This window comes from Neogemmobacter tilapiae (assembly GCF_014652215.1).
Lineage (GTDB): Bacteria > Pseudomonadota > Alphaproteobacteria > Rhodobacterales > Rhodobacteraceae > Neogemmobacter > Neogemmobacter tilapiae.
The window spans coordinates 57,686-83,631 of the sequence record NZ_BMYJ01000005.1; the positions used below are offsets into that span (position 1 = coordinate 57,686).

At 61.5% G+C, this 25,946-nt stretch carries 27 protein-coding genes; 10 read left to right on the forward strand and 17 right to left on the reverse strand.

What is annotated here, in order from left to right:
- Window positions 1-36: 36 nt before the first annotated feature.
- Complete coding sequence (locus IE095_RS08985) at window positions 37-1,080, forward strand: DUF4424 family protein (RefSeq protein WP_189411321.1); 1,044 nt, start codon at window positions 37-39, stop codon at window positions 1,078-1,080.
- A 1-nt stretch (window position 1,081) separates the two neighbouring features.
- Here the strand turns inward: IE095_RS08985 and IE095_RS08990 are convergent, their stop codons facing one another.
- The 5 genes from IE095_RS08990 to def (IE095_RS09010) form a co-directional block, all read right to left on the reverse strand.
- Complete coding sequence (locus IE095_RS08990; RefSeq protein WP_189411322.1) at window positions 1,082-2,254, reverse strand: MFS transporter; 1,173 nt, start codon at window positions 2,252-2,254, stop codon at window positions 1,082-1,084.
- Complete coding sequence (locus IE095_RS08995; protein WP_189411323.1) at window positions 2,251-3,486, reverse strand: MFS transporter; 1,236 nt, start codon at window positions 3,484-3,486, stop codon at window positions 2,251-2,253. The genes IE095_RS08990 and IE095_RS08995 overlap by 4 nt, the downstream gene beginning before the upstream one ends.
- Before the next feature lie 83 nt (window positions 3,487-3,569).
- Window positions 3,570-4,472 (reverse strand): methionyl-tRNA formyltransferase, encoded by a 903-nt coding sequence (fmt, locus tag IE095_RS09000; protein WP_189411324.1) that lies wholly within the window; start codon window positions 4,470-4,472, stop codon window positions 3,570-3,572.
- A complete protein-coding gene (gene def, locus IE095_RS09005; RefSeq protein WP_189411325.1) occupies window positions 4,473-4,973 on the reverse strand; it encodes a peptide deformylase in 501 nt (166 codons plus the stop codon).
- Between the two features lie 3 nt (window positions 4,974-4,976).
- Window positions 4,977-5,495: a peptide deformylase gene (def, locus tag IE095_RS09010; protein WP_189411326.1), complete on the reverse strand. Its 519-nt coding sequence runs from the start codon at window positions 5,493-5,495 to the stop codon at window positions 4,977-4,979.
- 218 nt (window positions 5,496-5,713) lie between these two features.
- Between def (IE095_RS09010) and IE095_RS09015 the strand changes: the two genes are divergently transcribed.
- Together IE095_RS09015 and IE095_RS09020 are read left to right on the forward strand one after the other, a co-directional pair.
- A complete protein-coding gene (locus tag IE095_RS09015; RefSeq protein WP_189411327.1) occupies window positions 5,714-6,886 on the forward strand; it encodes a MalY/PatB family protein in 1,173 nt (390 codons plus the stop codon).
- Window positions 6,883-7,584 carry a L,D-transpeptidase family protein gene (locus tag IE095_RS09020; RefSeq protein WP_229804662.1) on the forward strand — a complete coding sequence of 234 codons (702 nt, stop codon included), beginning with the start codon at window positions 6,883-6,885 and terminating at the stop codon, window positions 7,582-7,584. The genes IE095_RS09015 and IE095_RS09020 overlap by 4 nt, the downstream gene beginning before the upstream one ends.
- Here IE095_RS09020 and IE095_RS09025 read toward each other — a convergent pair whose 3' ends face one another.
- Entirely contained in the window at window positions 7,585-8,970 is a 1,386-nt protein-coding gene (locus tag IE095_RS09025; protein WP_189411328.1) for a helix-turn-helix domain-containing protein, read from the reverse strand.
- Window positions 8,971-9,114: 144 nt separating this feature from the next.
- On the opposite strand from IE095_RS09025, the gene aceA reads away from it, so the two are divergent.
- Both aceA and IE095_RS09035 read left to right on the forward strand, forming a co-directional pair.
- The gene (gene aceA, locus IE095_RS09030; protein ID WP_189411329.1) at window positions 9,115-10,398 is read left to right on the forward strand and encodes an isocitrate lyase; all 1,284 of its coding nucleotides are present in this window, start codon (window positions 9,115-9,117) and stop codon (window positions 10,396-10,398) included.
- Between the two features lie 21 nt (window positions 10,399-10,419).
- Entirely contained in the window at window positions 10,420-10,623 is a 204-nt protein-coding gene (locus IE095_RS09035) for a hypothetical protein (protein ID WP_189411330.1), read from the forward strand.
- A 19-nt stretch (window positions 10,624-10,642) separates the two neighbouring features.
- Here IE095_RS09035 and IE095_RS09040 read toward each other — a convergent pair whose 3' ends face one another.
- Together IE095_RS09040 and IE095_RS09045 are read right to left on the reverse strand one after the other, a co-directional pair.
- Window positions 10,643-10,984 carry a DUF2794 domain-containing protein gene (locus IE095_RS09040; protein ID WP_189411331.1) on the reverse strand — a complete coding sequence of 114 codons (342 nt, stop codon included), beginning with the start codon at window positions 10,982-10,984 and terminating at the stop codon, window positions 10,643-10,645.
- Between the two features lie 49 nt (window positions 10,985-11,033).
- Window positions 11,034-12,032, reverse strand: a complete 999-nt coding sequence (locus IE095_RS09045) for an asparaginase (RefSeq protein ID WP_189411332.1) — start codon at window positions 12,030-12,032, stop codon at window positions 11,034-11,036.
- A gap of 162 nt (window positions 12,033-12,194) precedes the next feature.
- Between IE095_RS09045 and IE095_RS09050 the strand changes: the two genes are divergently transcribed.
- Entirely contained in the window at window positions 12,195-12,731 is a 537-nt protein-coding gene (locus IE095_RS09050; RefSeq protein WP_229804663.1) for an invasion associated locus B family protein, read from the forward strand.
- 103 nt (window positions 12,732-12,834) lie between these two features.
- Window positions 12,835-14,013: a dual-specificity RNA methyltransferase RlmN gene (gene rlmN, locus IE095_RS09055; protein ID WP_189411583.1), complete on the forward strand. Its 1,179-nt coding sequence runs from the start codon at window positions 12,835-12,837 to the stop codon at window positions 14,011-14,013.
- 17 nt (window positions 14,014-14,030) lie between these two features.
- On the opposite strand, the gene IE095_RS09060 is transcribed toward rlmN, so the two are convergent.
- Together IE095_RS09060 and IE095_RS09065 are read right to left on the reverse strand one after the other, a co-directional pair.
- On the reverse strand, window positions 14,031-14,648 hold the full coding sequence (locus tag IE095_RS09060) for an EF-hand domain-containing protein (RefSeq protein ID WP_189411333.1): 618 nt from the start codon (window positions 14,646-14,648) through the stop codon (window positions 14,031-14,033).
- A gap of 106 nt (window positions 14,649-14,754) precedes the next feature.
- Window positions 14,755-16,056, reverse strand: coding sequence for a cation:proton antiporter domain-containing protein (locus IE095_RS09065; protein WP_189411334.1), 1,302 nt, complete (start codon window positions 16,054-16,056; stop codon window positions 14,755-14,757).
- Between the two features lie 178 nt (window positions 16,057-16,234).
- On the opposite strand from IE095_RS09065, the gene IE095_RS09070 reads away from it, so the two are divergent.
- The gene (locus IE095_RS09070; protein WP_189411335.1) at window positions 16,235-17,431 is read left to right on the forward strand and encodes a winged helix-turn-helix domain-containing protein; all 1,197 of its coding nucleotides are present in this window, start codon (window positions 16,235-16,237) and stop codon (window positions 17,429-17,431) included.
- Here the strand turns inward: IE095_RS09070 and IE095_RS09075 are convergent.
- The 6 genes from IE095_RS09075 to IE095_RS09100 form a co-directional block, all read right to left on the reverse strand.
- A complete protein-coding gene (locus tag IE095_RS09075) occupies window positions 17,428-17,715 on the reverse strand; it encodes a hypothetical protein (protein ID WP_229804664.1) in 288 nt (95 codons plus the stop codon). The two genes, IE095_RS09070 and IE095_RS09075, sit on opposite strands and share 4 nt — an antisense overlap.
- Before the next feature lie 13 nt (window positions 17,716-17,728).
- The gene (locus tag IE095_RS09080; protein WP_189411336.1) at window positions 17,729-17,953 is read right to left on the reverse strand and encodes a BrnT family toxin; all 225 of its coding nucleotides are present in this window, start codon (window positions 17,951-17,953) and stop codon (window positions 17,729-17,731) included.
- 63 nt (window positions 17,954-18,016) lie between these two features.
- A complete protein-coding gene (gene holA / locus IE095_RS09085) occupies window positions 18,017-19,018 on the reverse strand; it encodes a DNA polymerase III subunit delta (RefSeq protein WP_189411337.1) in 1,002 nt (333 codons plus the stop codon).
- A complete protein-coding gene (lptE, locus tag IE095_RS09090) occupies window positions 19,015-19,512 on the reverse strand; it encodes an LPS assembly lipoprotein LptE (RefSeq protein ID WP_229804665.1) in 498 nt (165 codons plus the stop codon). The genes holA and lptE overlap by 4 nt, the downstream gene beginning before the upstream one ends.
- Window positions 19,513-19,567: 55 nt before the next feature.
- Window positions 19,568-22,114, reverse strand: a complete 2,547-nt coding sequence (gene leuS, locus IE095_RS09095) for a leucine--tRNA ligase (protein WP_189411339.1) — start codon at window positions 22,112-22,114, stop codon at window positions 19,568-19,570.
- A gap of 69 nt (window positions 22,115-22,183) precedes the next feature.
- On the reverse strand, window positions 22,184-22,723 hold the full coding sequence (locus IE095_RS09100) for a DUF3576 domain-containing protein (protein WP_189411340.1): 540 nt from the start codon (window positions 22,721-22,723) through the stop codon (window positions 22,184-22,186).
- 318 nt (window positions 22,724-23,041) lie between these two features.
- Here IE095_RS09100 and IE095_RS09105 point away from each other — a divergent pair, with 318 nt between their 5' ends.
- Window positions 23,042-23,959: a porin gene (locus IE095_RS09105; protein WP_189411341.1), complete on the forward strand. Its 918-nt coding sequence runs from the start codon at window positions 23,042-23,044 to the stop codon at window positions 23,957-23,959.
- A 78-nt stretch (window positions 23,960-24,037) separates the two neighbouring features.
- Window positions 24,038-24,697: a YggS family pyridoxal phosphate-dependent enzyme gene (locus tag IE095_RS09110; RefSeq protein ID WP_189411342.1), complete on the forward strand. Its 660-nt coding sequence runs from the start codon at window positions 24,038-24,040 to the stop codon at window positions 24,695-24,697.
- On the opposite strand, the gene IE095_RS18320 is transcribed toward IE095_RS09110, so the two are convergent.
- Complete coding sequence (locus tag IE095_RS18320) at window positions 24,685-25,926, reverse strand: extensin-like domain-containing protein (protein WP_229804668.1); 1,242 nt, start codon at window positions 25,924-25,926, stop codon at window positions 24,685-24,687. The two genes, IE095_RS09110 and IE095_RS18320, sit on opposite strands and share 13 nt — an antisense overlap.
- Window positions 25,927-25,946 lie beyond the last annotated feature (20 nt).

Here is a 25,946-nt window from a genome sequence, read left to right on the forward strand (position 1 = left end):
CTAAGGATGGGGTCTATTCACCCTTGGGGGCAAATCATGTGGCGCAATCTGTTGCTTTCGCTGGCTTTGGCCAGCCCGGCCTTGGCAAATGACGGTTTCGGCGGGCTTTCCGCCACCGGCCTGACCTTTGGCCAGACCGAGGCGGTGGCGATGGTCGAGGAAGACCTGTTCATCAGCCCGACCAAGGTCAAGGTTTCCTATGTCTTTGAAAACCAGACCGCACAAGATGTGACGGGCGAAGTGATCTTTCCTCTGCCGCCCATCGGTCTGGCGGGGCTCTATTATTCGCCCTTCAATCTGCCCGAAGACGTGCGGCGGGCGAATTTCCTGAACTTTCACGCGGTGGTCGATGGGGTCGAGGTTCCAGTGACGCTGGACCGCATCGCCGTGATCGAACCGCCGTGGGAGGAAAACCGCCCCTCGTCGGAACAGTATGACACGCCGGGGCGCGATGTGACGGTAGAGCTGGCGGGGCTGAGCATCCCGCTTTCGGTCGATCTGGACGAGGTGACGGCGGCAATTCAGGCGGGGGGCCAAGCGACCATTCAGGCGCTGACGGCCAAGGGCCTGCTGGAATATTATCCGGCCGAAGGTGACAGCCCGGAACAGATCGTGCCAGTCTGGTCGGTGGTCATGCGCTATCACTGGACCCAGACCTTTCCTGCGGGGCAAAAGCTGACCATCGCGCATGACTATGACAACCTGCCCTCAGGCGGCTTGCTGGGTTGGGAAGACCCCTTGCCCGACTATATGGCGGAATACGAAGACCGTTATTGTGTGGATGCGGGCACCTCGCGGGCCATGTCCAAGGCGACGGCCTATACCGACAGCGATGGCAACAGCTATTCGATGGGCAGCGCCTATATGATGTCTTACGTCCTGCGCACCGCCAATTCTTGGGCGGGGCCGATTGGGAAGTTCAGGCTGACCGTGGACAAGGCCGCGCCCGAAAATGTCGTTTCCCTTTGTGCCGACGGGATCAAGAAAACCGGCCCGACCACCTTCGTCTGGGAACAGACGAATTTCACGCCAGACCGCGATCTGGAGATTTTGTTGATGCAGCCGATTCCTCGGCAATAGGTCAGTCGGTCCTGTCCTTGGAAAAGGCATAGGCTAGGCAGCCCAAAGCCACCAGAATGGCCAGGGCTAGAAACACCGCCTTGAAAGGGGCCTCGGGCGGCACCGGCGCAATCGCGCCATGCAAGCGGCCCGTCAGGAATTGGGCGATGCCGACGGGGGCGATGCCGAACAGGTTCAGCAGTGTCACCCCTCGCCCCGTCAGATGCGCGGGAATAAAGGCGCGGCCATGGGCGATGACCATGGGAAAGGAGGCCCCAAACAGGCCAATAGCGGCGAACAGGACCAGCGTCGTGGTGCCCGGGGTTGCAGGCAGGGCCCAAAGGGCAAACAGGCAGGCCATGACGATCAGGTTCGTCGGCAGGATCAGACCCTTCCTTGTGCCCAAGGCGCGTTCCAACGGGCCAAAGGCAAAGGTGCCCGCGACCATGGCGGCCCCTACGATCAACGTCACAGTGCCGATCTGATCTGTCCCCCAGCCAAAGACATCGGCGTAATAGGGGCCGATCCAGAAACCTCGCAGCGCCGCTATGGGCGTATAGCAAACGGCCATCATCGCCAGAATCGGCCAAAGTGCAGGCATCTTGAACAGGGTCAGCAGCGAACCCTGCCCCCCCGCCGCGCTGCGTTCCGGGTCGCGCACCAAGGCAAAGACCAAAGCGGCCAGCACCAGACTGACCGCCCCGATACCGCCCATCGCGGCCCGCCAGCCCAAGGTTTCGGCGGCCCAAGCCAAGGGCGTGGCGCTCGCCAGATTGCCCAAGGTGCCGATGCCCACCACGATGCCCGCCAAGGTGCCGAACCGTGCGGGCGATTGGGTGCGGGCAAAGATGAAATACGAACTCATCAGCACAGGCGAGAAACCGACGCCAATCAATCCCATCGCCAGCTTGATCTGCCCCGGCCCCGCGGCCAAGGCGAACAGCGCCGCGCCGCCCCCGCCGCCCAAGGCCATCAGAACCGATGCCACACGCCTTGGCCCGAAACGGTCCAAGGCCCAGCCCACCGGCAGTTGCATCGCGGCAAAGGTCAGGAACCACAGGCCCGAGGCATCGGCCAGATCCCCCGCCGTCGCCCCAAGGTCGGTCTTCAACAGGGGGGCCAGCACCGCCAGACAGGCGCGGGTGAATTGCGACAGCACATAGGCCGCGATCAGCGCCCAGACACCCGCGCTCATGCCGCCTGCGCCATCAGCGGGCGTTCCCGAACGGGCAGATGGACGATGGCTGAAAAAGCCCCAACACCCACGCCAATCCACCAGACCAAGGTATAGCCCCCAGTGATGTCATACATCTTGCCGCCCAACCAAACGCCGAGGAAGCCACCGATCTGGTGCGAAAGGAACACCAACCCATAGAGCGTTCCCATATAGCGCAGACCGTAGATATGCGCGACCAGACCGCTGGTCAGCGGCACCGTCGCCAACCACAGCGCGCCCATGACGGCGGAAAACAGCAGCACCGATTCCGGCGTGATCGGGTTCATGATGAACAACGCCGCCGCAATCGTCCGCGCCGTATAGATTCCCGCCAGCAGGTATTTCTTGCTATAGGTTTTCCCCAGCCAACCCGCCGTGATCGTGCCCACGATGTTGAACACCCCAATCAGCGAAATCGACACTGCCCCCAAGGCGCTTGTCGTGGTGATGCCCATGCCCGCCAGCATCCCGCCCGGATCAATCGGCCCGCAAAGCTCGGTCACAAAGGCCGGGAAGTGGGCCGTGATAAAGGCCAGTTGATAGCCACAGGAAAAGAACCCAAGGAAGATCAGCGTAAAGGACGGATCGCGGAAGGCGCGGTTCAGCACGGTGCCAAGGCTTTCCTCCAGCTCGGCCCGGCTGGCCAGTTGCGGCGAACGCATGAAGGGCAGGGCGAACAGCGAGGCCAGAATGATCCCGGCAAAGATCACAAAAACCATCTGCCAACTATAGGATTGCAGCAGGAATTCTGCCAAGGGCGCACCAAAGACCTGCCCTGCCGAACCCGCAGCCGTGGCAATCCCCAAGGTCAGGCTGCGGTTTTCGGGGCTGGAGGCCCGCCCGACCACCGCCAGAACCACGCCAAAGCCGGTGCCCGCAATGCCGAAACCCACCAGAATGGCCAAGGTCTGATGTGCAATCGGCGTGACGGCCATCGACGACAAGATCAGCCCCGCCGCATAGGCCAAGGCCCCCAGAATGATCGCCCGGCGGTCGCCGAAACGTTCGGCCAAAGCGCCAAAAATCGGCTGCCCGAAGCCCCAAGCCAGGTTCTGAATGGCAATGGCCAACGAAAACTCCGCCCTTGGCCAGCCGAATTCATTGGCCACAGGGATCTGGAAAACCCCGAAACTGGCGCGGATCGCGAAAGACAGCATCAGGATAACGCAGCCCGAAATCAGAACGGGCGTGAACAGGCTTGATTTTTGCATCGGCGCATTCCCTCGGCTTGGACTGGGAACCTGCGCCCAAGGCAGGACATCGTCAATTCAAGTATTGTGATCCTTACAATCGTCTAGTCCAGCCGCGCGGGCAGCGCAAAGCCGCGCAGGAGGTCTGCGGTCTGTGCGGGTTTTTTCCCCTCGCGCTGCGCCATCACGATCTCCACCGCGCCCAGCCCGCAGGCGATGCGCAGGCCCGCGCCAGGCAGGACTTGCCCCGGCTCCCCCGCCCCTTCGGCCAAACCACTGCGCAACAGCTTTAGACGTTCCGCCCCCGCCATGCACCAAGCCCCCGGAAAGGGCGACAGGCCCCGGATCAGACGATCCACCTGTTCGGCGGGCAACGACCAATCCACCCGCGCCTCGGCCTTGTCGATCTTGTGGGCATAGGTCACGCCTTCTTCGGGCTGCACCTCCGGCACCCAGGAACCCAATGCGCCCAACGCCTGCACGATCATCTTTGCGCCCAGATCCGAAAGCCGGTCATGCAGATCGCCGGTCGTATCGCCCGCTCCAATCGCCAGCCTTTCGCGCAGCAGAACCGGCCCCGTGTCCAACCCCGCCTCCATCTGCATGATACAGACACCGGTTTCCGCATCCCCCGCCATGATTGCCCGATGGATCGGCGCCGCCCCCCGCCAGCGCGGCAAAAGCGAGGCGTGGATGTTGACGCAACCGTGTTTCGGGGCATCAAGGATCGCTTTCGGCAGGATCAGACCATAGGCGACGACGACGGCCACATCGGCCTGATGGGCGGCGAATTCGGCTTGGGCTTCGGCGGATTTCAGGCTTTTGGGATGAAAGACCGGCAGGCCCAAGGCCAAAGCTGCCTGATGCACGGGGCCGGGGCGTTCCGCCTGACCGCGCCCGGCAGGGCGTGGTGGTTGCGAATAGATGGCGACGACATCATGAACGGCGGCAATCGCCTGCAAGGCGGGGACCGAGAAGTCGGGCGTCCCCATGAAAATCACGCGCATCTATTCCCGCCCCCGCTTTTCTGCTTTCGCCAGCAGCATCTTGCGTTTCAGGGCCGACAGATTGTCGAAATACATCCGCCCCGCCAGATGGTCCAACTGATGCTGAACGCTGGTCGAGGCCAACCCGTTGAATTCGCCTTCCACCCAAGCCCCGGTTTCATCCTGATAACGCACCCAGACCTGTGCCGGGCGTTTCAGCCTTGCCCAGACGCCGGGCAGGTTCGGGCTGGCCTCATCGTGTTCGCGCAGCTCGTCGCTCGCCCGCAAAAGCACCGGATTGGCCAAACGAATGGCCCCTTCCCGCGTGCCCGTTTCGCTGACAATCGCCAAGGCCAGACCCAAGCCAATCTGCGGCGCGGCAAGACCGACGCCCGGCATGGCGACCATTGTGTCGATCATATCGTCCCAGATCGCGCGGATGTCCTCAGTCACGGCCTCGACCGCAACGGCCGGACTGCGCAAGGATTTATGCGGCCATGGCAGGCAGGGGCGGATGGCCATCGCCTATTCCCGCGCCCGTTCCCGTTTCAGCTTTTCCATCTTGCGCGTCACCATCTGCCGCTTCAGCGGGCCGATGTAGTCGATGAACAGCTTGCCATCCAGATGGTCAATCTCGTGCTGCGCGCAGGTCGCCCAAAGGTCTTCGAACATCTCTTCCTGTAGCTCGCCCTTTTCGTCTGTCCATTTCACCCGCACCTTCGCCGGACGTTCGACATTGTAATAGACGTCGGGGATCGACAGGCAGCCTTCCTCATACTGAAAACGATCTTCTGACGACCACAGGATTTCCGGGTTGAACAGGATCAGCGGGCGGGGTGCTGCCTCAGGGTCTTTCACGCAATCCATGACGAACAGCCGTTTCATGACGCCAATCTGCGGCGCGGCAAGGCCAACACCGGGGGCAGCATACATGGTTTCCAGCATGTCCTGCGCAATTTTCACCAGTTCCGGAGTAATCTCGGCAACCGGGGGGCAGGGCCTTTTCAGCCGGGGGTCGGGGTGGATCAGGATTTCGCGGATCATGCCGCTGATTTAGGGCAGGTGGCAGTTTCGCGCAAGCCTGCTGCAACGCTAGAATGAGAGGGAAGGTTTGCCAAAATTGTCATCCATACAAGATAACTATTCCGAATTTGTGGAATACTGTGGCATATCTTTCCAAGATATACCAAAATATCGGATCAATTTGACACATCCACCGCAGCCGCCTAAACCCAAGGCTGCGCGACAGAGCCGAGGATTCCATGACGTTTGACCAACAGATTGACCGCCGCAACACCCATTGCGTGAAATGGGACATGATGGAGAGCCTGTTTGGCGTCTCGGCCCAGGACGGGCTGGCCATGTGGGTGGCCGATATGGAATTCCCCCCGCCCGCTGTGGTGCAGCGCGCGGTGGAAAAGATGGCCGCGCATGGGGTCTATGGCTATTTCGGCGATGACCGGGCCTATCTGGATGCGATCCAGTGGTGGATGAAAACGCGGCACGGCTGGGATGTGCCGCGTGAGGCGATCTTTACCACGCATGGACTGGTCAATGGCACCGGGCTTTGCGTCGATGCTTTCACCAATCCGGGCGATGCGGTGGTCTTGATGACCCCCGTCTATCACGCCTTTGCACGGGTGATCCGCGCGGCGGGGCGCACGGTCACCGAATGTCCGCTGGCCTTTGTCGATGGGCGTTACAAGATGGATTTTGACGCTTGGGAAACCCGCCTGACCGGGAAAGAGCGGATGTTGATCCTGTGTTCGCCGCACAATCCGGGGGGGCGTGTCTGGAGCCTTGCCGAATTGCAGCAAGTGGCCGCCTTCTGCCAAAAGCACGACCTGATCCTGATTTCCGACGAGATTCACCATGATTTGGTGATGCCGGGCCAAAAGCACATCCCGATGCCCCTGGCCGCGCCCGAGGTGCGGGACCGGCTGGTGATGATGACGGCGACGACGAAAACCTTCAACATTGCGGGCAGCCATATTGGCAATGTGATCATCCCGAACGAAACCTTGCGGGCCAAATTCGCGCAAAAGATCAACGCACTGGGCATTTCCCCGAATGCCTTTGGCATGCATATGGCGACGGCCGCCTATTCGCCCGAAGGGGCCGCATGGGTCGATCAGCTTATGGCCTATCTGGCGGGCAATGCGGCAATTTTTGATCAGGGGCTGGCCGCCATTCCCGGCGTGCGCTCGATGGGGCTTGAGGCGACCTATCTGGCTTGGGTCGATTTCAGTGGCACCGGCATGGCCCCCGCCGAATTCAAGTCGCGGGTGGAAAAGGCGGCCAAAATCGCAGCAAACCACGGCGACAGCTTTGGTCTGGGCGGCGAGACGTTTTTGCGATTCAACATTGCCGCCCCAAGGGCTATGGTGTTGCAAGCGGTCGAACGGCTGCAAGAGGCATTCAAGGATCTGCAATGAAGCAATGGCTGGCATGTCTGTTTCTGATCGCCTTCGCGGGTTCCGCGATGGCGATAGAACCGGGCCAGCCTGACGCGATGGGGGATGCTCCAGCTTGGACAGCCCCCGTCAAAGAAAGCCGTGCCGAACGGAAAAAGCGGGAAAGGCTGGAGGCGGCACCCGAATTTGCTGTGGTGGAACTGGCATCCCTATCCGGCAGCATCGCACCGCCACTGGCGCCACAAGGGCCAGACGCACCGACGGTTTCCGACATCAGCCCGCAACTGATCCCCATCCCCGGTGCCATTGACCGCATCGTGGTGGACAAGTCAGAACGCAAGATGGAGCTGCGCCATCGCGGCTGGGTGGTGCGGGTCTATCACGTCGCCTTGGGCAAGACGCCCAAGGGCGATAAGGTAAAGCAGGGCGATGCAAAGACGCCCGAGGGCGTTTTCAAGGTGAACAGCCGGAACGACAAAAGCCAGTTCTACCTGTCGCTCGGCATCGACTATCCGCAAGCCCGCCATGTCGCCAAGGCCCGCAAAGGGGGATACGACCCCGGTGGCGACATCATGATCCATGCGCAGCCGAACCAATTGCCTGCGGGGCGGGTGATGAAGGGCGACTGGACGCTGGGCTGCATCGCCGTGACCAACGCCGAGATGGATGAAATCTGGGCCCATACGGCGGGCGGGACGGTGGTGGAAATCCGCCCCTGATCACATCCCGAACGGTGAAAGGCCCCTTGTCTGCTCACTGATCTCCAGCGGCCCGGTCAGCGGCGGGCTGGACCGGCTGGCGCAGGCGGGGCGCGGGCAGAGGCGGCAGGTGATACCGATGGGCGTGGCTTTTTGCAGACCGTCACCATGGGCGATTTGCCCTGCGAAACGCATTTCGCAGCCCAAGGCGATGGAATGGCTGGTCTCTATGTCCCCAAGGCCCGGAACCAGCCGTCGCACCTGACGCGACATGGACAGCCAGCGTTTGCCATCGGGCAGTTCGATGATTTGCGGCAGCGTTTTATCGGGCTGAAGAAACGCCCCATGCAGGTTCCAGCGCGGGCAAGTGCCGCCTTGGCGTGCAAAGGGGAAGGCGCCCGCCGAAAAGCGTTTCGAGATATTCCCCGCCTGATCCACACGCAGCAGGAAGAACGGCACGCCGCGCGCCTGCGGCCGGGACAGCGTTGTCAGCCGATGCGCTGCCTGTTCCCAACTGACCCCGAAACGCGCCGCCAACCGATCCACGTCATAGCGTAGATCTTGCGCTGCCCGTAGATAGCGCGCATAGGGCATCAAGACCGCCGCCGCCGTATAGTTCGCCAGCGCGATCCGCCCCAATTTTTCTGCGCCCGCGCTGAAATGCGCCGCGCTGTCCAAAGCCCCCGGCAGATCAAACAGCACCAATTGCACCGCCGCCTGAAAGGCCCAAGCCTGTGGGGAAAGCCGCTCCGACAGCATCAGCCGCCGCCGGTGCCGGTCATAGTGCCGCAGGGTTACCCCCATCTCGACCTCGGGCAAGATCACCACCCGCACCCCATGCGCGGCTTTCAACCTTTCCGCCAAAGCGGTCAACAAATCCGGCCCCAGCGCATTTTCTCGCAAAGCCTCACCAATGCTTTCGCCCGCCTCATCCAGCCCCGGAAAATGATTGTGCGCGGCCTCAATCACACCCCGCACTTCCTCAACCGCCTCGCCCGCCTGCCCCAGCGAATCACGCGGCCCGTCACTTTGCGCCTCGGACAGGCCCGCATAGGCCCCATGCAGACGCCGCAACGCTGCCAAAAGCGTCGGTGCTGATTCCAGCGCCGCCTTCACCTCCGACTTCGGCACCTTGAGCCCAGCAAGCAGTGGATCGGCCAAAACCTCATCCACCGCCGCCAGTGCCGCCCCATCCTCAGCCCCGGAAAAATCTCGTGGATCAATGCCATAGGCCTCTGCCAGCCGGATCAGCAGTTGCGCGGTCAGGGGCCGCTGATTCCGCTCCACAAGGTTCACGTAGCTGACGGAAACGCCCAACTCATCCGCCATCGCGGCCTGCGAAAGCCCCAGATCGGCCCGCAGTTTGCGCAGCTGCGCCCCACCCATGACCTTGCGTCGTTCATCCATCGCTGGGCCTGTCGTTTTGTCAATAATTTACAATACTACATCAGTCACTATTTTACAAATGCTCCTTTCCTGCCGCTTGTCTGTCTAGCCAGATGCCGCATCGCGGCGCAGGCTTGCTGCATCCGCAACGCAAGGAATGCGCCCATGACCAGCTTTGAATCTCTCGTCCCCAGCGCGCCCAAAGGCCGCTTTGACGGCATCAATCGCCCCTATTCGCCCGAAGACGTGCAAAAACTGCGTGGCTCCATCACCGTCACGCAGACGCTGGCCGAACGCGGCGCAAACCGTCTTTGGCAGATGCTGCACGACGAACCGTTCGTCAACGCCTTGGGCGCGATGACGGGCAATCAGGCGATGCAGATGGCCCGCGCGGGGCTTAAGGCAATCTATCTGTCAGGCTGGCAGGTCGCTGCTGATGCCAACACCGCGGGGGCGATGTATCCTGACCAGTCGCTTTACCCGGCCAATGCCGCCCCCGACCTGTGCCGCCGTATCAACCGCACCCTGCGCCGCGCGGATGAGATTGAGGCCGCCGAGGGCAAAGTGTCGCGCGATTGGTATCTGCCCATCGTCGCCGATGCCGAGGCGGGCTTTGGCGGGCCGCTGAACAGCTTTGAAATCATGAAAGCGTTCATCGAAGCTGGCGCGGCGGGAGTGCATTTTGAAGACCAGCTGGCCAGCGAAAAGAAATGCGGTCATCTGGGCGGCAAGGTGTTGATCCCGACAGCGGCGCATGAACGCAATCTGGTGGCCGCCCGTCTGGCCGCCGATGTGCTGGGCGTGCCGACGCTGACGGTGGCGCGCACCGATGCCGAATCGGCGCAGCTGATCACCAGCGAAGTCGATGAACGCGACCGGCCCTTTATCGACCTGGACAGCCGCACCGCCGAAGGGTTCTACCGCCTGAAACCCGGCACCGGGCTGGACCATTGCATCGCGCGAGGGTTGGCATACGCGGATATTGCGGATGTGCTATGGTGGGAAACCTCGCACCCCGATCTGGACGACGCACGCCGCTTTGCTGAAGCGGTGCATAAGCAACATCCGGGCAAGCTTTTGGCCTATAACTGTTCCCCGTCGTTCAACTGGCGGGCCAAGCTGGACGAAGCGACGATTGCCAAGTTCCAGCGCGAATTGGGGGCGATGGGCTACAAGTTCCAGTTCGTGACGCTGGCGGGCTTCCATGCGCTGAACCTGTCCATGTTCAATCTGGCGGATGGTTACCGCGACCGGGGCATGGCGGCCTATTCCGAAATGCAGCAGCAGGAATTCGCGGCGCAGGAACGTGGCTTTACCGCCGTGCGACACCAGCGCGAGGTGGGGACGGGCTATTTCGATCAGGTGGCGATGACGATCAGCTCGGGCCAGTCGGCGACGACAGCCATGAAAGAATCCACCGAAACCGCACAATTTCACAAAGTGGCCTAAGCGCCCGGAAAGGAGAAGACCATGACCGCTTCACAACAGATGAACATCGAACAGATCCACGCCTTGGGCATGGTGCAGGCCCGGATGGAAAGCCTGAATACCGCCATACGCGAGGCGGTGGAGGCCGGGGTTTCCGTCCAACTGGAACGCGCCTCGCGGTATCATTGCGGCAAGGGCGGCTGGGGCGATGTGATGGCCCCGGTGGTGGTCAAGGTCCGCGACTGACCATCCATCCCAAAGACCGTCAGTCCAAAAGGCGGATGGTCTTTTTCTCCAGCACCTTCAACACAGCGGCCAGATCATGCCCCCGCCGCAGGATCTGGCCGTTCTGCGCCACAACGGCATACATCCCCTGACGCTGCCGCAGCTTGGGCCGTTTCTCGACACGATAGATCGGATGTTCGGCAGTGCGGCGAAAGATTGAAAACACCGCCAGTTCGGGCAGAAACGACAGACCATAGTCGCGCCATTCCCCGTTGGCGACCATGCGGCCATAGACCCCCAAGATAACGCCCAATTCCTTGCGGTCGAAACTGACCTGTTCGGTCAGGCGATCATGCAGCGGGAAAGGAACCGGCGTCTCCATACCGGAAAGTCTAGCGGCTTTCCGGTATGAATCAAGTTTGTGACGCAGCCTAGCCCGGAAAATCCGCCGCTGGCCGGACAAAGGCTGCTTCAATCCCCCGGCAGTTCCTTTGCACGGCATTCAGCCGCTTTTGGGCCGCCGGATGGCCTGCCTCCAGCACGCCAAGCTTGACCAAAAGTCCTGCAATCGCGGCTTCTGAGGCGCGGCTGGCCCCATCCACCACCTTCAACGCGATGCCCAGACCCTGCTCCGGCAGAATGGCGGTGAACACCCCCTCGGCCCCGGTCTTGATCGAAACCTTGCCCGCCATGGCCTGCATCAACTCGGTGCAGGCCCGCCCTTCGCCCGCCACCATCATCGGATGCGCCGCCATCGCCCGCGTCAGCCTGTAAGCCGCCTTTTCCCGCGCGGAAGGGCCATCTTCCCGCGCCTTGGCGAAATAGGCCATCGACCGGGCCAATCCCACCAGTGAAGTGGCGAAGTTCGGCGCGGAACAGCCGTCGATGCCAAAGCCGGGGCTGACCTCACCCGTCACATCCTCAAACGCCTCGCGCACCGCCTTTTGCACCGGATGATCCGGTTCGACATATTCCGAACCCCCACCCAAATGCTGATTCAGCGTCACAAAGCCCGCATGTTTGCCTGAACAATTGTTGTGATATTGGCAGGGGCTTTCATCCGTCTTGATCAGCCGGTTCCGTTCCGCCAAATCATAGGGTTCATGCGCGCCGCAGCGCAGATCGCTTTCGCCCAAGCCCAGACCTTCCAACCAATTCCCCACCGCCTGCCGGTGAAGCGCCGCCCCCTGATGGCTGGCGCAGGACAGCGCCAATTGGCTGCTAGTCAGCCCCGCCCGATCTGCCGCCCCGCTTTCCACCAAAGGTAGTGCCTGAATCATCTTGCAGGCGGAACGCGGATAGATTGTCAGCCCCGGATCCCCCCAGGCCTGCACTACCTGCCCCGCCCCATCCACGATCACCGCATGGCCCAGATGCGCGCTTTCCAGCCGCCCTCCACGCCAAAGTTCGGCCACTGGCACTGCATTCATTCCCAAATCCCCTTACAAATGCGCGATTTCCCGCCCAGGGGGCTTTCGCGCCTTGGGCTTGTTGCGGTATGAAGCCCATGATCGGGTTCACGGCCCCCTTGCCTCTGCCCAGCATAGACGGGGATGGGGCGGGCGGGCCAGAGGCAACAGCGGCAGGACAATATGACCCAGTTCTTTCAGACCACTGCGCAGGGCATCGCCTTGGCGGCTTTCGTGGGCCTTGGGCTGAATGCCCCGGCCTTTGCACAGGACAGTTCCAATCAGGTCGCCGTCAAGACCGATTGGAGCGTTTTTACCGAAGAAAACCCCAAGGAATGCTGGGGGGTTTCCGCCCCGCGCGAAACGGTGAACACCCGCGATGGTGCGCCCGTTCAGGTGCAGCGCAGCGAAATCCGGCTGTTCGTGACCTATCGTCCGGGCGGGGCTGGGCCGGAAATCAGCTTTACCGGCGGATACAATTTTGCAGGCGATTCGACCGTGAAGGTCGAGATTGAGGGTAATGCGTTTGACCTGTTCACCGAAGGCGAATGGGCTTGGCCGGGCAGCGCTGCTGATGATGCGGCATTGCTTGAGGCGATGAAAAAAGGCACGACGGCGAAATTTACCGGGCGTTCGGGCCGTGGCACCCAAACCGAAGACACGTTCAGCCTGCGGGGCTTCACCGCCGCGCTGGAAGAAGCCAGTACGCGCTGCAAGTAAGCCGCGCCTGCATCGCAGTTATGCGCCCCGGTTCCAGCCGGGGCGTTTCGTTTTTCCGGCGGATGGCCTATATTGGCCGGAATCCATGAGGCCCCAGATGAACATCGAACCGACCGCCCCGATCACGCAAGACGTGCTGACCCTGCCGCGCAAGCCGGTTGAAGGGGAAAAGGTGAACCTTGTGGGCCTGACGCGTGACCAGCTGCGCGCGGCGCTGATTGCCGCCGGGACGCCGGAAAAGCAGGTCAAGATGCGGCTGGGGCAGGTCTGGCAATGGATCTATCACTGGGGCGTGCGCGACTTTGCCGGGATGACGAACCTGGCCAAGGATTACCGCGCGCTGCTGGAGACGCATTTCAAGATCGAATTGCCGGAAGTGGTGAGCCGCCAGATCAGCGCCGACGGAACGCGCAAGTATCTGGTGCGGATCGCGGGCGGGCATGAGGTTGAGACGGTTTATATCCCCGAAGAGGGGCGGGGGACGCTTTGCGTCTCCTCTCAGGTAGGCTGCACGTTGACCTGTTCCTTCTGCCACACGGGCACCCAGAGGTTGGTCAGGAACCTGACGGCAGGGGAAATTGTCGGCCAGTTGATGCTGACGCGGGATGATCTGGGCGAATGGCCGGTTCCGGGGGCACCCAAGGATGAAACGCGTTTGGTGTCGAATCTGGTCCTGATGGGCATGGGCGAGCCGCTGTACAACTTCGACTCGGTGCGCGATGCCATGGCTGTGGTCATGGACAACGAAGGCCTGACCCTCTCGCGCCGCCGCATCACGCTGTCGACCAGCGGTGTCGTGCCCGAAATCGCGCGGGCGGCGACGGAAATCGGTTGTATGCTGGCGGTCAGCTTCCATGCGACGACCGATGCCGTCCGCGACGTTCTGGTGCCGATCAACAAGAAATGGAACATCAAGACGCTGCTGGATACGCTGCGCGAATACCCTCGCCTGTCGAATTCGGAACGTATCACCTTTGAATATGTGATGCTGAAAGGCGTGAACGACAGCGATGCCGATGCGCGGCGTCTGGTGAAGCTGATCGCGGGTATTCCGGCGAAGATCAACCTGATCCCCTTCAACGAATGGCCGGGGGCACCTTATCAGCGTTCCGATCAAGACCGGATCGAGGCTTTTGCCGATATCGTCTACAAGGCCGGCTATGCCTCGCCCGTGCGGACGCCGCGGGGCGAGGATATCATGGCGGCCTGCGGGCAGCTGAAATCAGCCACCGAACGCGCCCGAAAAAACCGCGCGGCGGTGGCGGTCGAGGCGGGGGTCTAACGCCCCGCGCCACATGATTAAAGTTGCAGTGCCTTGGCGGCGCGTTCGATTTCGGCGCTTGTCACGACTCGATCGCCATCGAAATCAAAGGCTTCCAACAGCAGGATTTGACGATCCGACCGCCGACCGCCGTATTTGTCGGAGCGGCGCGCAGCTGCCGCCTTGATTTCTTCCTGCTCTAGGGTGTCGTTTTCGTTCAGATCATAGTTAAAGAAGGCCTCAGCCGCCGCCGGATTGCTGCCGATCTTGAGCACGCTGCGCAGCTCCTGTTTTGAGATTTGCCAATCGCCGTCCAGATCGGCCGCCAGCAGTTCACCGATAGCCCGCGCGCGCGCCGCGGCGGGTTGGATCAGCGGCAGAATATCCAGATCAATGCTCAAGTCGCTGTTGGCATCGCTGTCCATGCCCAATTCGGAAAGCATGATCGCGCGGAAATGATCTGCGTTGCGCTCGCGGGCGATTTCTTTCATCCGGTTAAAATAGCCATCAAGCTCGGGCACGGCTTTCCACTTTGCTTCCAAGGCGGCGGCATCGGCAGCGGGATCAACCGCAGTCGGCGAGTCTTGCGCAAAAGTGATCGGTGCCGACACGGACAACGCGATCAGGGTGGCCAGACTAACAGCAAAGTAACGCATCACATTCTCCTAAAGCGCGCCAATATCTTGATAAATACATCCAAAAATTGCAGAAACCAAGATTCGATACGGCAATATTATCAATGATTTTCGTTAGATACAGGTTCTAGGATTTTGGGGTCATCGGTGTGGCCTTGTCAGATGCATTATCTGTTTCTGCCAGCGATGGCCCTTTGATCACCGGCCCGACCCGCACCAGCCCCCAGCGGTCCACCGCCCAGAACATCAGCGGGTTCAGCAGGATCGAAATCATCGCCCCCGCCACCACCAGATCGCGCCCTTCGACCGGCACGATGTCCAGCGACACGCCCATCACGATCAGGATAAAGGAAAACTCACCAATCTGCGCCAGACTGGCTGCAATCGTCAGCGCGGTTTCCCGGCCATGACCAAAGGCCCGCATGATGCCATAGGCTGCGGCCGATTTGACCACCACAATCACCAGAACCGTGGTGATCAGCGGCAAGGGATGTTCCAGAATGACCCAAGGGTCGAACAGCATCCCGACCGAGACAAAGAACAGCACGGCAAAGGCATCGCGCAGCGGCAGGGTTTCCTTCATCGCCTGCGCCGACAGCGTCGATCCTGCCATCACCATCCCGGCAAAGAAGGCCCCCAGCGCGAAAGACACGCCAAAAATCACCGACGAGCCAAAGGCGACGCCCAAGGCAATCGCCAGAACGCCCAGACGGAACAGTTCCCGATTTCCCAGACTGGCGACATATTCCAAGAGCCAAGGGATGACCCTGCGCCCCACGATCAGCATCAGGGCCACGAAGGCCCCGACCTTGACTGCCGTGATCAGCAATGTCGCCGCCACCGGGCCCAGACCGATGCGGGCCACTTCGGCAGCCCCCTCATCGATCGGCAGGGCTTGCCCGCCCAGAACGCCCGACAGCGGCGGGATCATCACCAGCGCCACCACCATCGCCAGATCCTCGACGATCAGCCAGCCGACGGCGATCCTGCCCTTGCCGCTGCTGACCAGCCCCCGGTCTTGCAAGGCACGCAACAGCACCACGGTCGACGCAACCGACAGCGACAGACCAAAGATCAGCCCTGCACCCAAGCTCCACCCCAAGGCCCAGCCCAGCATTGTGCCGACCGTCGTTGCCACCGCGATTTGCGCCACGGCACCGGGCAAAGCGATCCATTTCACCGCCAGCAGTTCGCGCAGCGAAAAATGCAGGCCGACGCCGAACATCAGCAGGATCACCCCCAGTTCGGCCAGCTGGGTCGCCAGTTCCTGATCGGCGACATAGCCCGGCGTGAAGGGGCCGATCACAACACCCGCCAGCAGATAACCGGCCAGAACCGGCAGCCGCAGGCGCTGGGCGATCAGCCCCATCAGAAAGGCCAAACCAAGGCCCGCAACGATGGTTGCAATCAGCGGAGTATGGTGCGGCATCGTGGCCCTTGCAGATAGGATGTTGGGAAATCGGGGCCAAAGACCCGTTTCGAACCTAAGCGTCCATCGCCCGACCGCAACTGCGAAACAGACCTCTGCTGATCACGATTTGGCAGTTGTTCCTACAGACCTGTAACAGGCTAGGCATATGGGCCCGCTGCATGTTAGCCCTTGGCATATGTCCTTGCCCATTCTTCCCAATCCCTTGGCCCGCCGCCTGTTCCTGCATCGCCACGCCTTGGCCGAAGCGCCCGAAGGGGCGGCCACGGGGCAAGCCTTGCATGACCTGATTAGCCGCATCGGTTTCGTGCAGGTGGACAGTGTGAACACCGTGGAACGGGCGCATCACATGATCCTGTTTTCGCGTCGGCAATCCTATCGCCCGCCCGCCCTGAAGCGCCTGCTGGAAAAGGACCGGGGACTTTGGGAACATTGGACGCATGATGCCTCGATCCTGCCGATGGCCGTTTTTCCGCATTGGAAGCATCGGTTTGATCGGGCACGGGAAAGGCTGGTGGAACGTTGGGCGGGCTGGCAGCGGGATGGTTTTGCGGATCGCTTCGACGAGGTGCTGAAGCGGGTGGCGGATGAGGGGCCGGTGACATCGTCCGACGTTCTGGACGAAGGACACAACGGCAGCAGCGGTTGGTGGGATTGGCATCCGTCAAAAGCGGCGCTGGAATACCTGTGGCGGGTAGGGGAATTGTCGATCACCCGGCGGGATGGGTTTCAAAAGGTCTATGACCTGACGGAACGGGTCATTCCCTTGGCCGCGCGCGTGCATCAGGTGAGCGAGGATGAAACCATCGATTGGGCCTGCCGTTCCGCTTTGGGCCATCTGGGCTTTGCTACTAGCGGCGAGTTGGCCGCCTATTGGGGCGCGATCACGCCGGAACAGGCCAAGGGCTGGGCCTTGGCGGCCTTGGCGCGGGGAGAGGTGGTCGAGGTGATGGTCGAAGGCCATGACAGAGCTTTGCGCAAATCGCTGTGCTTCCCTGAAACGCTGCACGAGGTGCCGCCCGAACCGCCCAGCCGATTGCGGATCCTGTCGCCCTTTGACCCCGCCCTGCGCGACCGCAGACGCGCCGAACGGCTGTTCGGCTTTTACTATCGGATCGAGATTTTCGTGCCCGAGGCGAAGCGCCAATACGGCTATTACGTCTTTCCGGTGCTGGAGGGGGCAAATCTGATCGGGCGGATCGACATGAAGGCGGCGCGGGATGCGGACGTTCTGCGGGTGCGGGCCTTCTGGCCCGAGGCGGGGGTGAAATGGGGGAAGGGCCGGCAGCAAAAGCTGGAGGCGGAGTTGGAGCGGATGGGGCGGTTTGTGGGGGTGAATGGGGTGGAATGGGGTGACGGGTGGTTGCGTATCTAGCGGGTTGAGGCTTTCTGCTGGGCGCGCACATAGGCGGCTAGAACATCCTGCATCCGCTTGATATGGCCCTTGCCTTGCCCGGTTTCCTGAAAATAGCGGAAGACCTCTGGCTCTAAACGCAGATGCACGGACTTCTTGTTTTCGCGTTCCACGACCTGAGCATGGGCCCAGAATTCGTCGGGCAGGTCCGTTGTCGGCGCATCCGGGGCAACATGCAATTTGCCCGCATCCTTTTGGGCGCGGATCTCAGCGAGCGACAGCTTTTTCATAGCTTCTACGGTCACGTCGACCTCCTTTTCAGGTCGAAACAAGGCGGATCACATCGCCCCGCTTCACGTAAACGGTTACAAAGCACTCGCCATCCACAAAGCCCACTGCGACGATCCGGTTTTCACCGTAGTCACGGCGTAAGTCAGGCCTCTCAACCGTTGTGCCCTCAAAAATCAGCGCCCCGATCAAAAGATCAACGCCATGCTTCTCTAAATTCTGACGACGCTTTTCTTCGTCGAATTCGAAATCCATGGTGGTTTACCTTTGGATCACGCAGAACACATACACAATTTGTGTCCACAAATCAAGGGCGCGTCAAACCATCTTCGCCAGCCGCAACAACGTCCGCTCCATCACCGCCAAGGTCGGCGCTTTCGACGAAGACCTCAAAGTCATATCCGTCTCGATCAACTGCCGCAGGGCATCCTCAAGCCGCCGTTCGCCCCAACGCGAAGCCTGCCGACCCATCGCCTCTTTCGCCTTGAACGGCACGCCCCAGGCCTTTTGTAGGCTGTCGGGGCTGACCGCCGCGCCGTGCAGCACGCGGAAATGCCGCAAAGCGCCGATGCAGAGCGTCACGGCGTTTACCCCCTGCCCTTCCAGCCGCCGCATCAGGCGGGCGACATCGGCGTCGCGGCCATCGGCGGCGGCCATCAGCACTTCATCGACCCCCGCCTCAATGGTGGCCGGGGCCATCAAGTCGACTTCGCTGGCGGTCAGGGGCGTTGCATCGCCATGTTTGTACAGGCTGATCTTTTCCAGGGTCTGGCGAAAATCACCCGGATCAATGGCACGGGATAGGGCGACCAGGTCGGTCATTGCTTGTGGATCAATCGACCGCAAGCCCGCGCGGGACAAAAGGGATTCAATTTCCTCACGGCTGGGCGGATCGTCGTAAAGCCCCACGGCATAGGTCAGTGGATTGGCTTCAAACAGCGATTTCAGCGCCGACTTGCCCTTTAACTCCCCCCCCGTCACCACGATATGCGCATCGCCCGGACGCCAGGCTTTCAGCGCATGGGTCAGGCCGGGCGCGGCGGTGTCGGTGGCTTCCTCGACGAAAACCACCCGCTGGCCGGGGAAAAACCCCTGTTCGCGCATCGCGTCCAAGGCCAGCCCCTCGTTCTTGCGCAGATCAGCACCCGACATCCGGGTCATCCGCATCTCGGCTTCGCCATTCGGGCCCAGAAGGGCGGCGATTACCTCTTGGCGACGCAAGGCGACGCGCATGGCGTCGGAGCCAAAGATCAGAATACCCGCTTTGGCCGGGTCGGGCTTGCTGAAATAGCGGACAGCCTCGGCCCCGGCCAGTTTCACGGCAGGGTTCCGGAAACCGCGATCAGCCGCATGACGATCTGATCGGCCAGAATGCGCATCAGGCGGAGGGCAGCGTCTTCTTCGGCGGCAAGGCCTGCGACGGTGCTGCCTGTGGCGGAATAAGAGGTGAAGTTCGTGACGGTGCCGCCTGCGACACGGGTGCCGGACAGGTCGGTCAGGGACCAGTCGATCTGACCGGTCAGGTTATAGCGGGTGGTGGCGGCATCGGGGGTGATGCCGACGCCAACGGGTTTGGTGGTGATGCTATAGGCCAGCCGATAGCGCGGGGTGTTGGGGCGGCCAAGGCGTTCTTCCAGCCGTTCGACAAGGTCAAAGCCGTTCTTGTCGGATGGATCATCGACGCGGATGGAGCCTTGCAGGCTTTGCGCCGGGCCGCCGGGGGCATAGGCGGGGGTAAAGGTGCAGGCGGGCAGGGCCAGCAGTGCGGTTAAAAAAGCGCGGCGGGTTCCCCCCCCACCCCATCCCTCCCCCACGGGGGGGGAGGGGGGCGCGTCCTTCAAGGTGCGGCGCTTTTGAACAGGGTCTTGGTCAGACGACGACATTGATGATCCGCCCCGGCACGACGATGAGTTTCTTGACCGGCTGCCCGGCCAGGAATTTCACCACATCTTCCTGTGCCAGAGCGATCTTTTCAATCTGATCTGCAGGCATATCTTTCGGCACGCTGATTTCCGCCCGCCGCTTGCCGTTGATCTGGATCGGCAGGGTTACATTGTCATCGACCAACAACGCCGGATCGGGTTTCGGCCAAGGCGCATTCGCGACCAGCCCCACGCCGCCCAGCATCGCCCAGACCTCTTCCGCCAAGTGGGGCGTCATCGGTGACATCAGTTGGGCGAGTGTGCGCAGCGATTCGGCCAAGACATCGCGCGAGGCATCGGCGCGCGACAGAACGCCCGTAAATTCATACAGTTTCGCGATGGATTTGTTGAAGGCAAAGCCTTCGATCCCTGCCGTCACATCCGCCACCGCCCGCGCCGTCGCGCGGCGCAGGTCGTCATCGGCGGCGCCTTTGTGGGTTTCGGGCATTTCCGAAACCCGATGCGCCAAGGTCCAGACGCGGCCCAGATGTTTGGCGGAGGCTTCCGCGCCGCTGGCCGTCCATTCCACATCGCGTTCCGGCGGGCTGTCGGACAGCACGAACCAGCGGGCGGTGTCAGCGCCAAAGGCCGCGATGATGTTCATCGGGTCGACGACGTTCTTTTTGGACTTGGACATTTTGGCGGAAGGCACAACCTCGACCGCCGTCCCATCAGCCAATTTGCCTTCGGTCACATCCTCGGGCAGGTGATAGACGGGGCGGCCATTGGCATCCCGCGTCATGTAAATCTCATGCGTCACCATGCCTTGGGTGAACAGAGCATTGAACGGCTCGATCGCTTTGCCGGGCAAATGGCCCGTCTTGAACATCGCACGGGCGAAAAAGCGGGAATACAGCAGGTGCAGGATCGCATGCTCGATGCCGCCGATATACTGGTCAACGTTCATCCAGTAATCGGCGTCTTCCATCACAGTCGGCGTGCCCGCATGTGGGGACGTGAAACGCGCGTAATACCAGGACGAATCGACAAAAGTGTCCATCGTATCGGTTTCGCGCTTCGCATGGATGCCGCAGGCCGGGCAACGGGTGTCGCGCCAGGTGGGGTGGCGGTCCAAGGGGTTGCCGGGCTGGTCAAAGGACACATCATCCGGCAGTCGGACGGGCAGGTTTTCCTTCTTCTCGGGGACAATGCCGCATTCCGGGCAATGGACCACGGGAATCGGACAGCCCCAATAGCGCTGGCGGGAAATGCCCCAGTCGCGCAGGCGATAGTTGGTCATGCCCTTGCCATAGCCATTCGCCTCGGCATGGGTGATGGCGGCGGCGATGGCCGCCTCGCCGGTTTGCACGGCTTCCCCCGCGAAACCGCGAATATATCGGACCTTTTCCGATTTCATCGGCACGAACGGTTCTGTCAACGCATCTTCTTCGGCGCCCTCGGCCACAAAGACAGGGGGAATCGCCAGCCCATACTTCGTCGCAAATTCAAAATCGCGCGCGTCATGTGCGGGGCAGCCGAAAATTGCGCCGGTGCCGTAGTCCATCAGGATGAAGTTCGCGATATAGACCGGCAGTTCCCATGCGGGGTCCAGCGGATGCACCACGCGAATCCCCGTATCCATGCCCTTTTTCTCGGCCGTTTCCAGCGCCTCGGCACTGGTGCCCACCCGACGGCATTCCGCAACGAATTCGGCAATTTTCGCGTCCGTCGTCTCCAAGGTTTTCGCCAAAGGATGGTCCGGGCTGATCGCCGCGAATGATGCCCCCATCAACGTATCGGGCCGGGTTGTATAGACCTCGATCTTCTCAAAACCCGCCGGTGCGCCCTTGGTCGCAAAGGCAAATTGCAAGCCGCGCGACTGGCCGATCCAGTTCGCCTGCATCAGGCGCACCTTTTCCGGCCAATCCTTCAACCCGTCCAGGGCCGACAGCAATTCCGCCGAATAATCGCTGATCTTGAAGAACCACTGCGTCAGTTCCCGCCGTTCGACCAAGGCGTTCGATCGCCAGCCGCGTCCGTCGATCACCTGTTCATTCGCCAGAACCGTCATATCGACCGGATCCCAGTTCACCACGGCGTTCTTGCGATAGACCAGCCCCTTTTCCATCATGTCGATGAACATGGCCTGCTGCTGGCCGTAGTACTCCGGGTCGCAGGTGGCAAATTCGCGGGACCAGTCGATGGACAGGCCCAAGGGCTTCATTTGCCCCCGCATGTCGGCGATATTACCATAGGTCCAGTCCTTCGGATGCCCCCCCCGCTCCATCGCCGCGTTTTCGGCAGGCATCCCGAAAGCGTCCCAGCCCATGGGGTGCAGCACCGAAAACCCCTGCGCCGCCTTGGTCCGCGCGACGACATCGCCCATCGTATAGTTGCGCACATGGCCCATATGGATACGGCCAGATGGGTATGGGAACATCTCCAAAACGTAATACTTCGGCTTCTGCGGATCGCGCTTGGCTTTAAAGGTTTCGGCCTGATCCCAGGCTTTTTGCCATTTCGGTTCGATTTCGGCAGGGCTGTAGCGCGACATGAGGGGGCTATCCGGAAAATTCAGTTCCGGGCGGTTATAACCTTGGCGCGGGAAAGGTCCAGTCGGGGCTTACAGCTTGCTGTCCTGCACGCGCAGTTCCCGTGCACGGGTCAGAATGGCGTCTTCGACGGCTTGGGCTACGGCGGGGGCAACAGCTTGGCCGCCAGAGCCTTGCAGCGAGACCTTCAACGAGCGGGCATCCAGCGCCGGATCCTGCACATAAATTGTCGCGCGATAGGCGCGCCCTCCGCCGGGCGGGGTGCCATAGCCCGTCACGATAACGCCGGTAAAGGGATCAACGGACTGGATCGGCAAGAAGTTCAGCACGTCCAGCGAGGCGTTCCAGAGGTATTTGTTGACCTCGACCGTGGTGTTGGGGTCATCGCGGTTGCCGAACAGGTCCCAGATCGTGGATTTGTCCTCATCCTCGCCCAAGTTCCGCGCCAGATTGCGACGTTGTTCATCGGCCGCGGCCTTGCGGGCATCTTGTTCAGCCGAGGGAATACCCGTGCGGTTGCCACCAAACAGATTGCCTGATCCGATTCCGCCCCCGCAAGCCGAAAGCGTCAGCAAAGCAGTGCCAAGCAGTAAGAAACGGGCAACAGGCATGTTCGATCCCCAAGGCGGAAAGGTTCCCGTTGTCTAGCCTGTGGGCCGGGGGGCGACAAGAACTTTCCCATGCCCCCGGACCTTTGGCGCGAAGGTGGGCCATTGCCCACATTCCCTAGTGGTAAAGCCCACTTACCCCACCTGACCTAGGCTTTGGGTGGGGAAAACCGGACTGTGACATTGCTGCACCATTGGCCACGTTCTTCCCCCTGGTCGGTCTGTCGCGGTTGCAATCCCCCGCGCTGGAATGGAATAAAGGCATCCATACCCGCCCCGGATTCCCCTGGGTCGGGCCGCACCTTGAGAAAGAGGGAAAACATGAAAAAGATTCTTCTTGCCACGACGATGCTCGCTGGCTTTGCAGGCGCTGCTGCCGCTGAAGTGACCGTGACCGGTGAAGCCCGCATGGGTATCATCGATGATGGCGGCGTAAACGGCGCACAGTTCACCTCGCGCGTTCGCGTCAAATTCGTCATGGAAGGCGAAACCGACGGCGGTCTGGCTTTTGGCGCTGAAGTCCGTAACGACCAATCGAGCGGCAACGGCGGCACCATCGATATCGTCGACACCAACGACATCGACGGCGACGGCAACGTTACCGAAGTGATCACCACGATCAACAACGGCACCACCGGCACCACCAATGGTGATTCGGTTGTCTACATTTCGGGCGCTTTCGGCAAGCTGTCGATGGGCGACGTGGGCACCGCTGCTGACAACATCGTTGGCAACGTGTCGGGCGTTGGCTTGACCGGTCTGGGCGACTACAACGAACTGGGTTACCTGGGCAACGATAAAACTGCTGCCAAGTATGAATACACCTCGGGTGCATTCACCGGCGCTCTGTCGGTTGGCCAGCAGTATGACGGCGTTGACGCGACGGTCTCGATCGCTGTGAAATACGCAGCAGAGACCTTCTCGGTTGCTCTGGGTTACGAAGATGCAGACGGCGACGACCAGCTGACGCTGGGTGCTGATGCAACGTTTGGCGCCGTCACTGCAAAAGTGCGCGTTGCTGATCAAGACAGCGCTGCTGACACCCGCGCTGCTGTTTCGATCGACTATGTTGCTGGTGCTACGACCTTCACCGCTTTCTACGCCGATCACGGCACGGACGACGGTTTCGGCATCGGTGCAGCCTATGACCTGGGCGGTGGCGCTTCGGTTAAAGGCGGTATCGTTGACACCGATCTGGGCGACACCGCGTTCGACCTCGGCGTCGCGATGACGTTCTAATCCTTAGGGATCAGACAAGATGGGGGGCGGGCTTCGGCTCGCCCTTTCCATTTGTGGCAAGGCGATTCGGAGGCGGGCATGGCGCTGGCAGATATTTTGGCGCGGGTGTGGGCGGCAGAACTGGCGGCGGGGCGTTCGCCCCATTCGGTGACCTTGATCGCGGTTTCCAAGGTGCAGCCATTGGAACGGGTCGTTGTCGCGCTGGACGCAGGCCAGCGGGTGTTTGGCGAAAACTACGTTCAGGAAGCCGCAGGCAAATGGCCCGACCTGCGGGCGCGCTATCCCGGCACGCAAGTCCACTTGATCGGCCCCTTGCAGACCAACAAGGCGAAACAGGCTTTTGATCTGTTCGATGCCATCCAGACGGTCGACCGTATTTCCCTTGCCGAAAAGATCGCGCGACTGGTGCAAGCCCAAGGGCGCTGCCCGGAACTGTTCGTGCAGGTCAATACTGGGGCCGAGCCGCAAAAGGCAGGCATTCTGCCCGACGAGACTGAATCATTTCTGAAAACGCTGGCTGCAATGGATCTGCATCCCAAGGGTCTGATGTGCATCCCGCCAGAAGGCGAAGATTCCATCCCGCATTTCCAGCAACTGGCCAAGATGGCCCAAGACAACGGCCTGAGCCAGCTTTCCATGGGGATGAGCAGCGATTTCGAACAGGCCATCGCCTGTGGGGCCACGCATATCCGTGTTGGCAGCGCCTTGTTCGGCGCGCGGGATTATCAGCGGCAATAGGGACCGCGACCGGAGGCCACGTCAAAGTGCATGTGGTCTTCGTGATAGCCATCGGAACCCGGCCCGAGCGTCGTGTTAAAGACCCCGCAGGCGGCTTTGTGTGCGGCCTTCATCGCCGCCCCCAGCCCCTTATGGCCGAAATCGCCTTGCACGGTCAGCAATTGCCCATCGGCCAGAACCAGACCAGAAATGTCGATAGCGTTGCCGCGTCCGTGTTCGCTGATCTTATTGCCCCGCACATTGTTGCGCGGACGGCAGACGTAGTGCCCTGCCACCTGCAACTGCACCACCTCGTTCTTGCCGAACTGCGGTTGCAGACCATTCTCGACCCAGGATTTCAACGCAATCGCCGTATCACAATCCAGATCGGCGGGTTGCGACAGTTTGACCCCCGCCACCGATGTTACGCGGACAGGATCGGCAATCCCACAACCGCTGACCTTGGATGTGATCGGGGCCAAGGTCTGGCCTTTGATCGCCGGATCGCCACAGACCGAACCTTTCTTGCCCACGACGCCTGTCTTGCCGGGTTTGGCGGGCGTCACGACGGCGGCCTGAATGACCTCGGCCTCGGGTTGCAGTTTCACTTTGCGCTTTTTTTGCACGGGACGCGCTTCGGGGCGAATGGATTCCTGAAGTCCTGTGGCCACCACGACTGGTTTTACCACCACGGCCTGATCCAGCCCTTCGGGCCGGGATTTCGGCCGCATGGCGGCGACCGTCTGCGGCAGGGAACGGGCCAATGGGCGCATCGCGGGCAAAGCTGCCGCACCAGCGGTGGAGGCAGTGGTCAAAATCTCAGGCGCGGTCGCGGCGGCCGGCGAAACGCTGACCGCCAAGGGTGAGGAGGGAAGTTCCGGGGCCATCGTCACAGCAATGGGCGAGGCGGGCAGAGGGGCGATGTCGGACAATGCAAAGGGCGGTTTGCCGAAGAGGCGGGGGGCGGGCCATTGCGGTGCTGGGGTGCCGTCGCGGGCGACCATCATCAGCGGGTCCGACAGATCCTGATTGCCGGGACGGGGTAGGGGCTTCTGGTTCGGAGCGATGGTTGCCGCAAATTCCTCACGCCGGATCAAGGGGCGGGGGATGGGCTGGATATCGTTAACGGGGGCAAAGGACGGATCGGCCTTTTCCTCGACCGAAAGGGGACGTTGCAGGGGCCGCAGATCAGCCATCGCAGGCCAAGCCAAAGACCCGCAGAGCAGCGCCAGCGCCGTTTGTTTCAGCATCGTCCGTCCCCCTTGGGGCC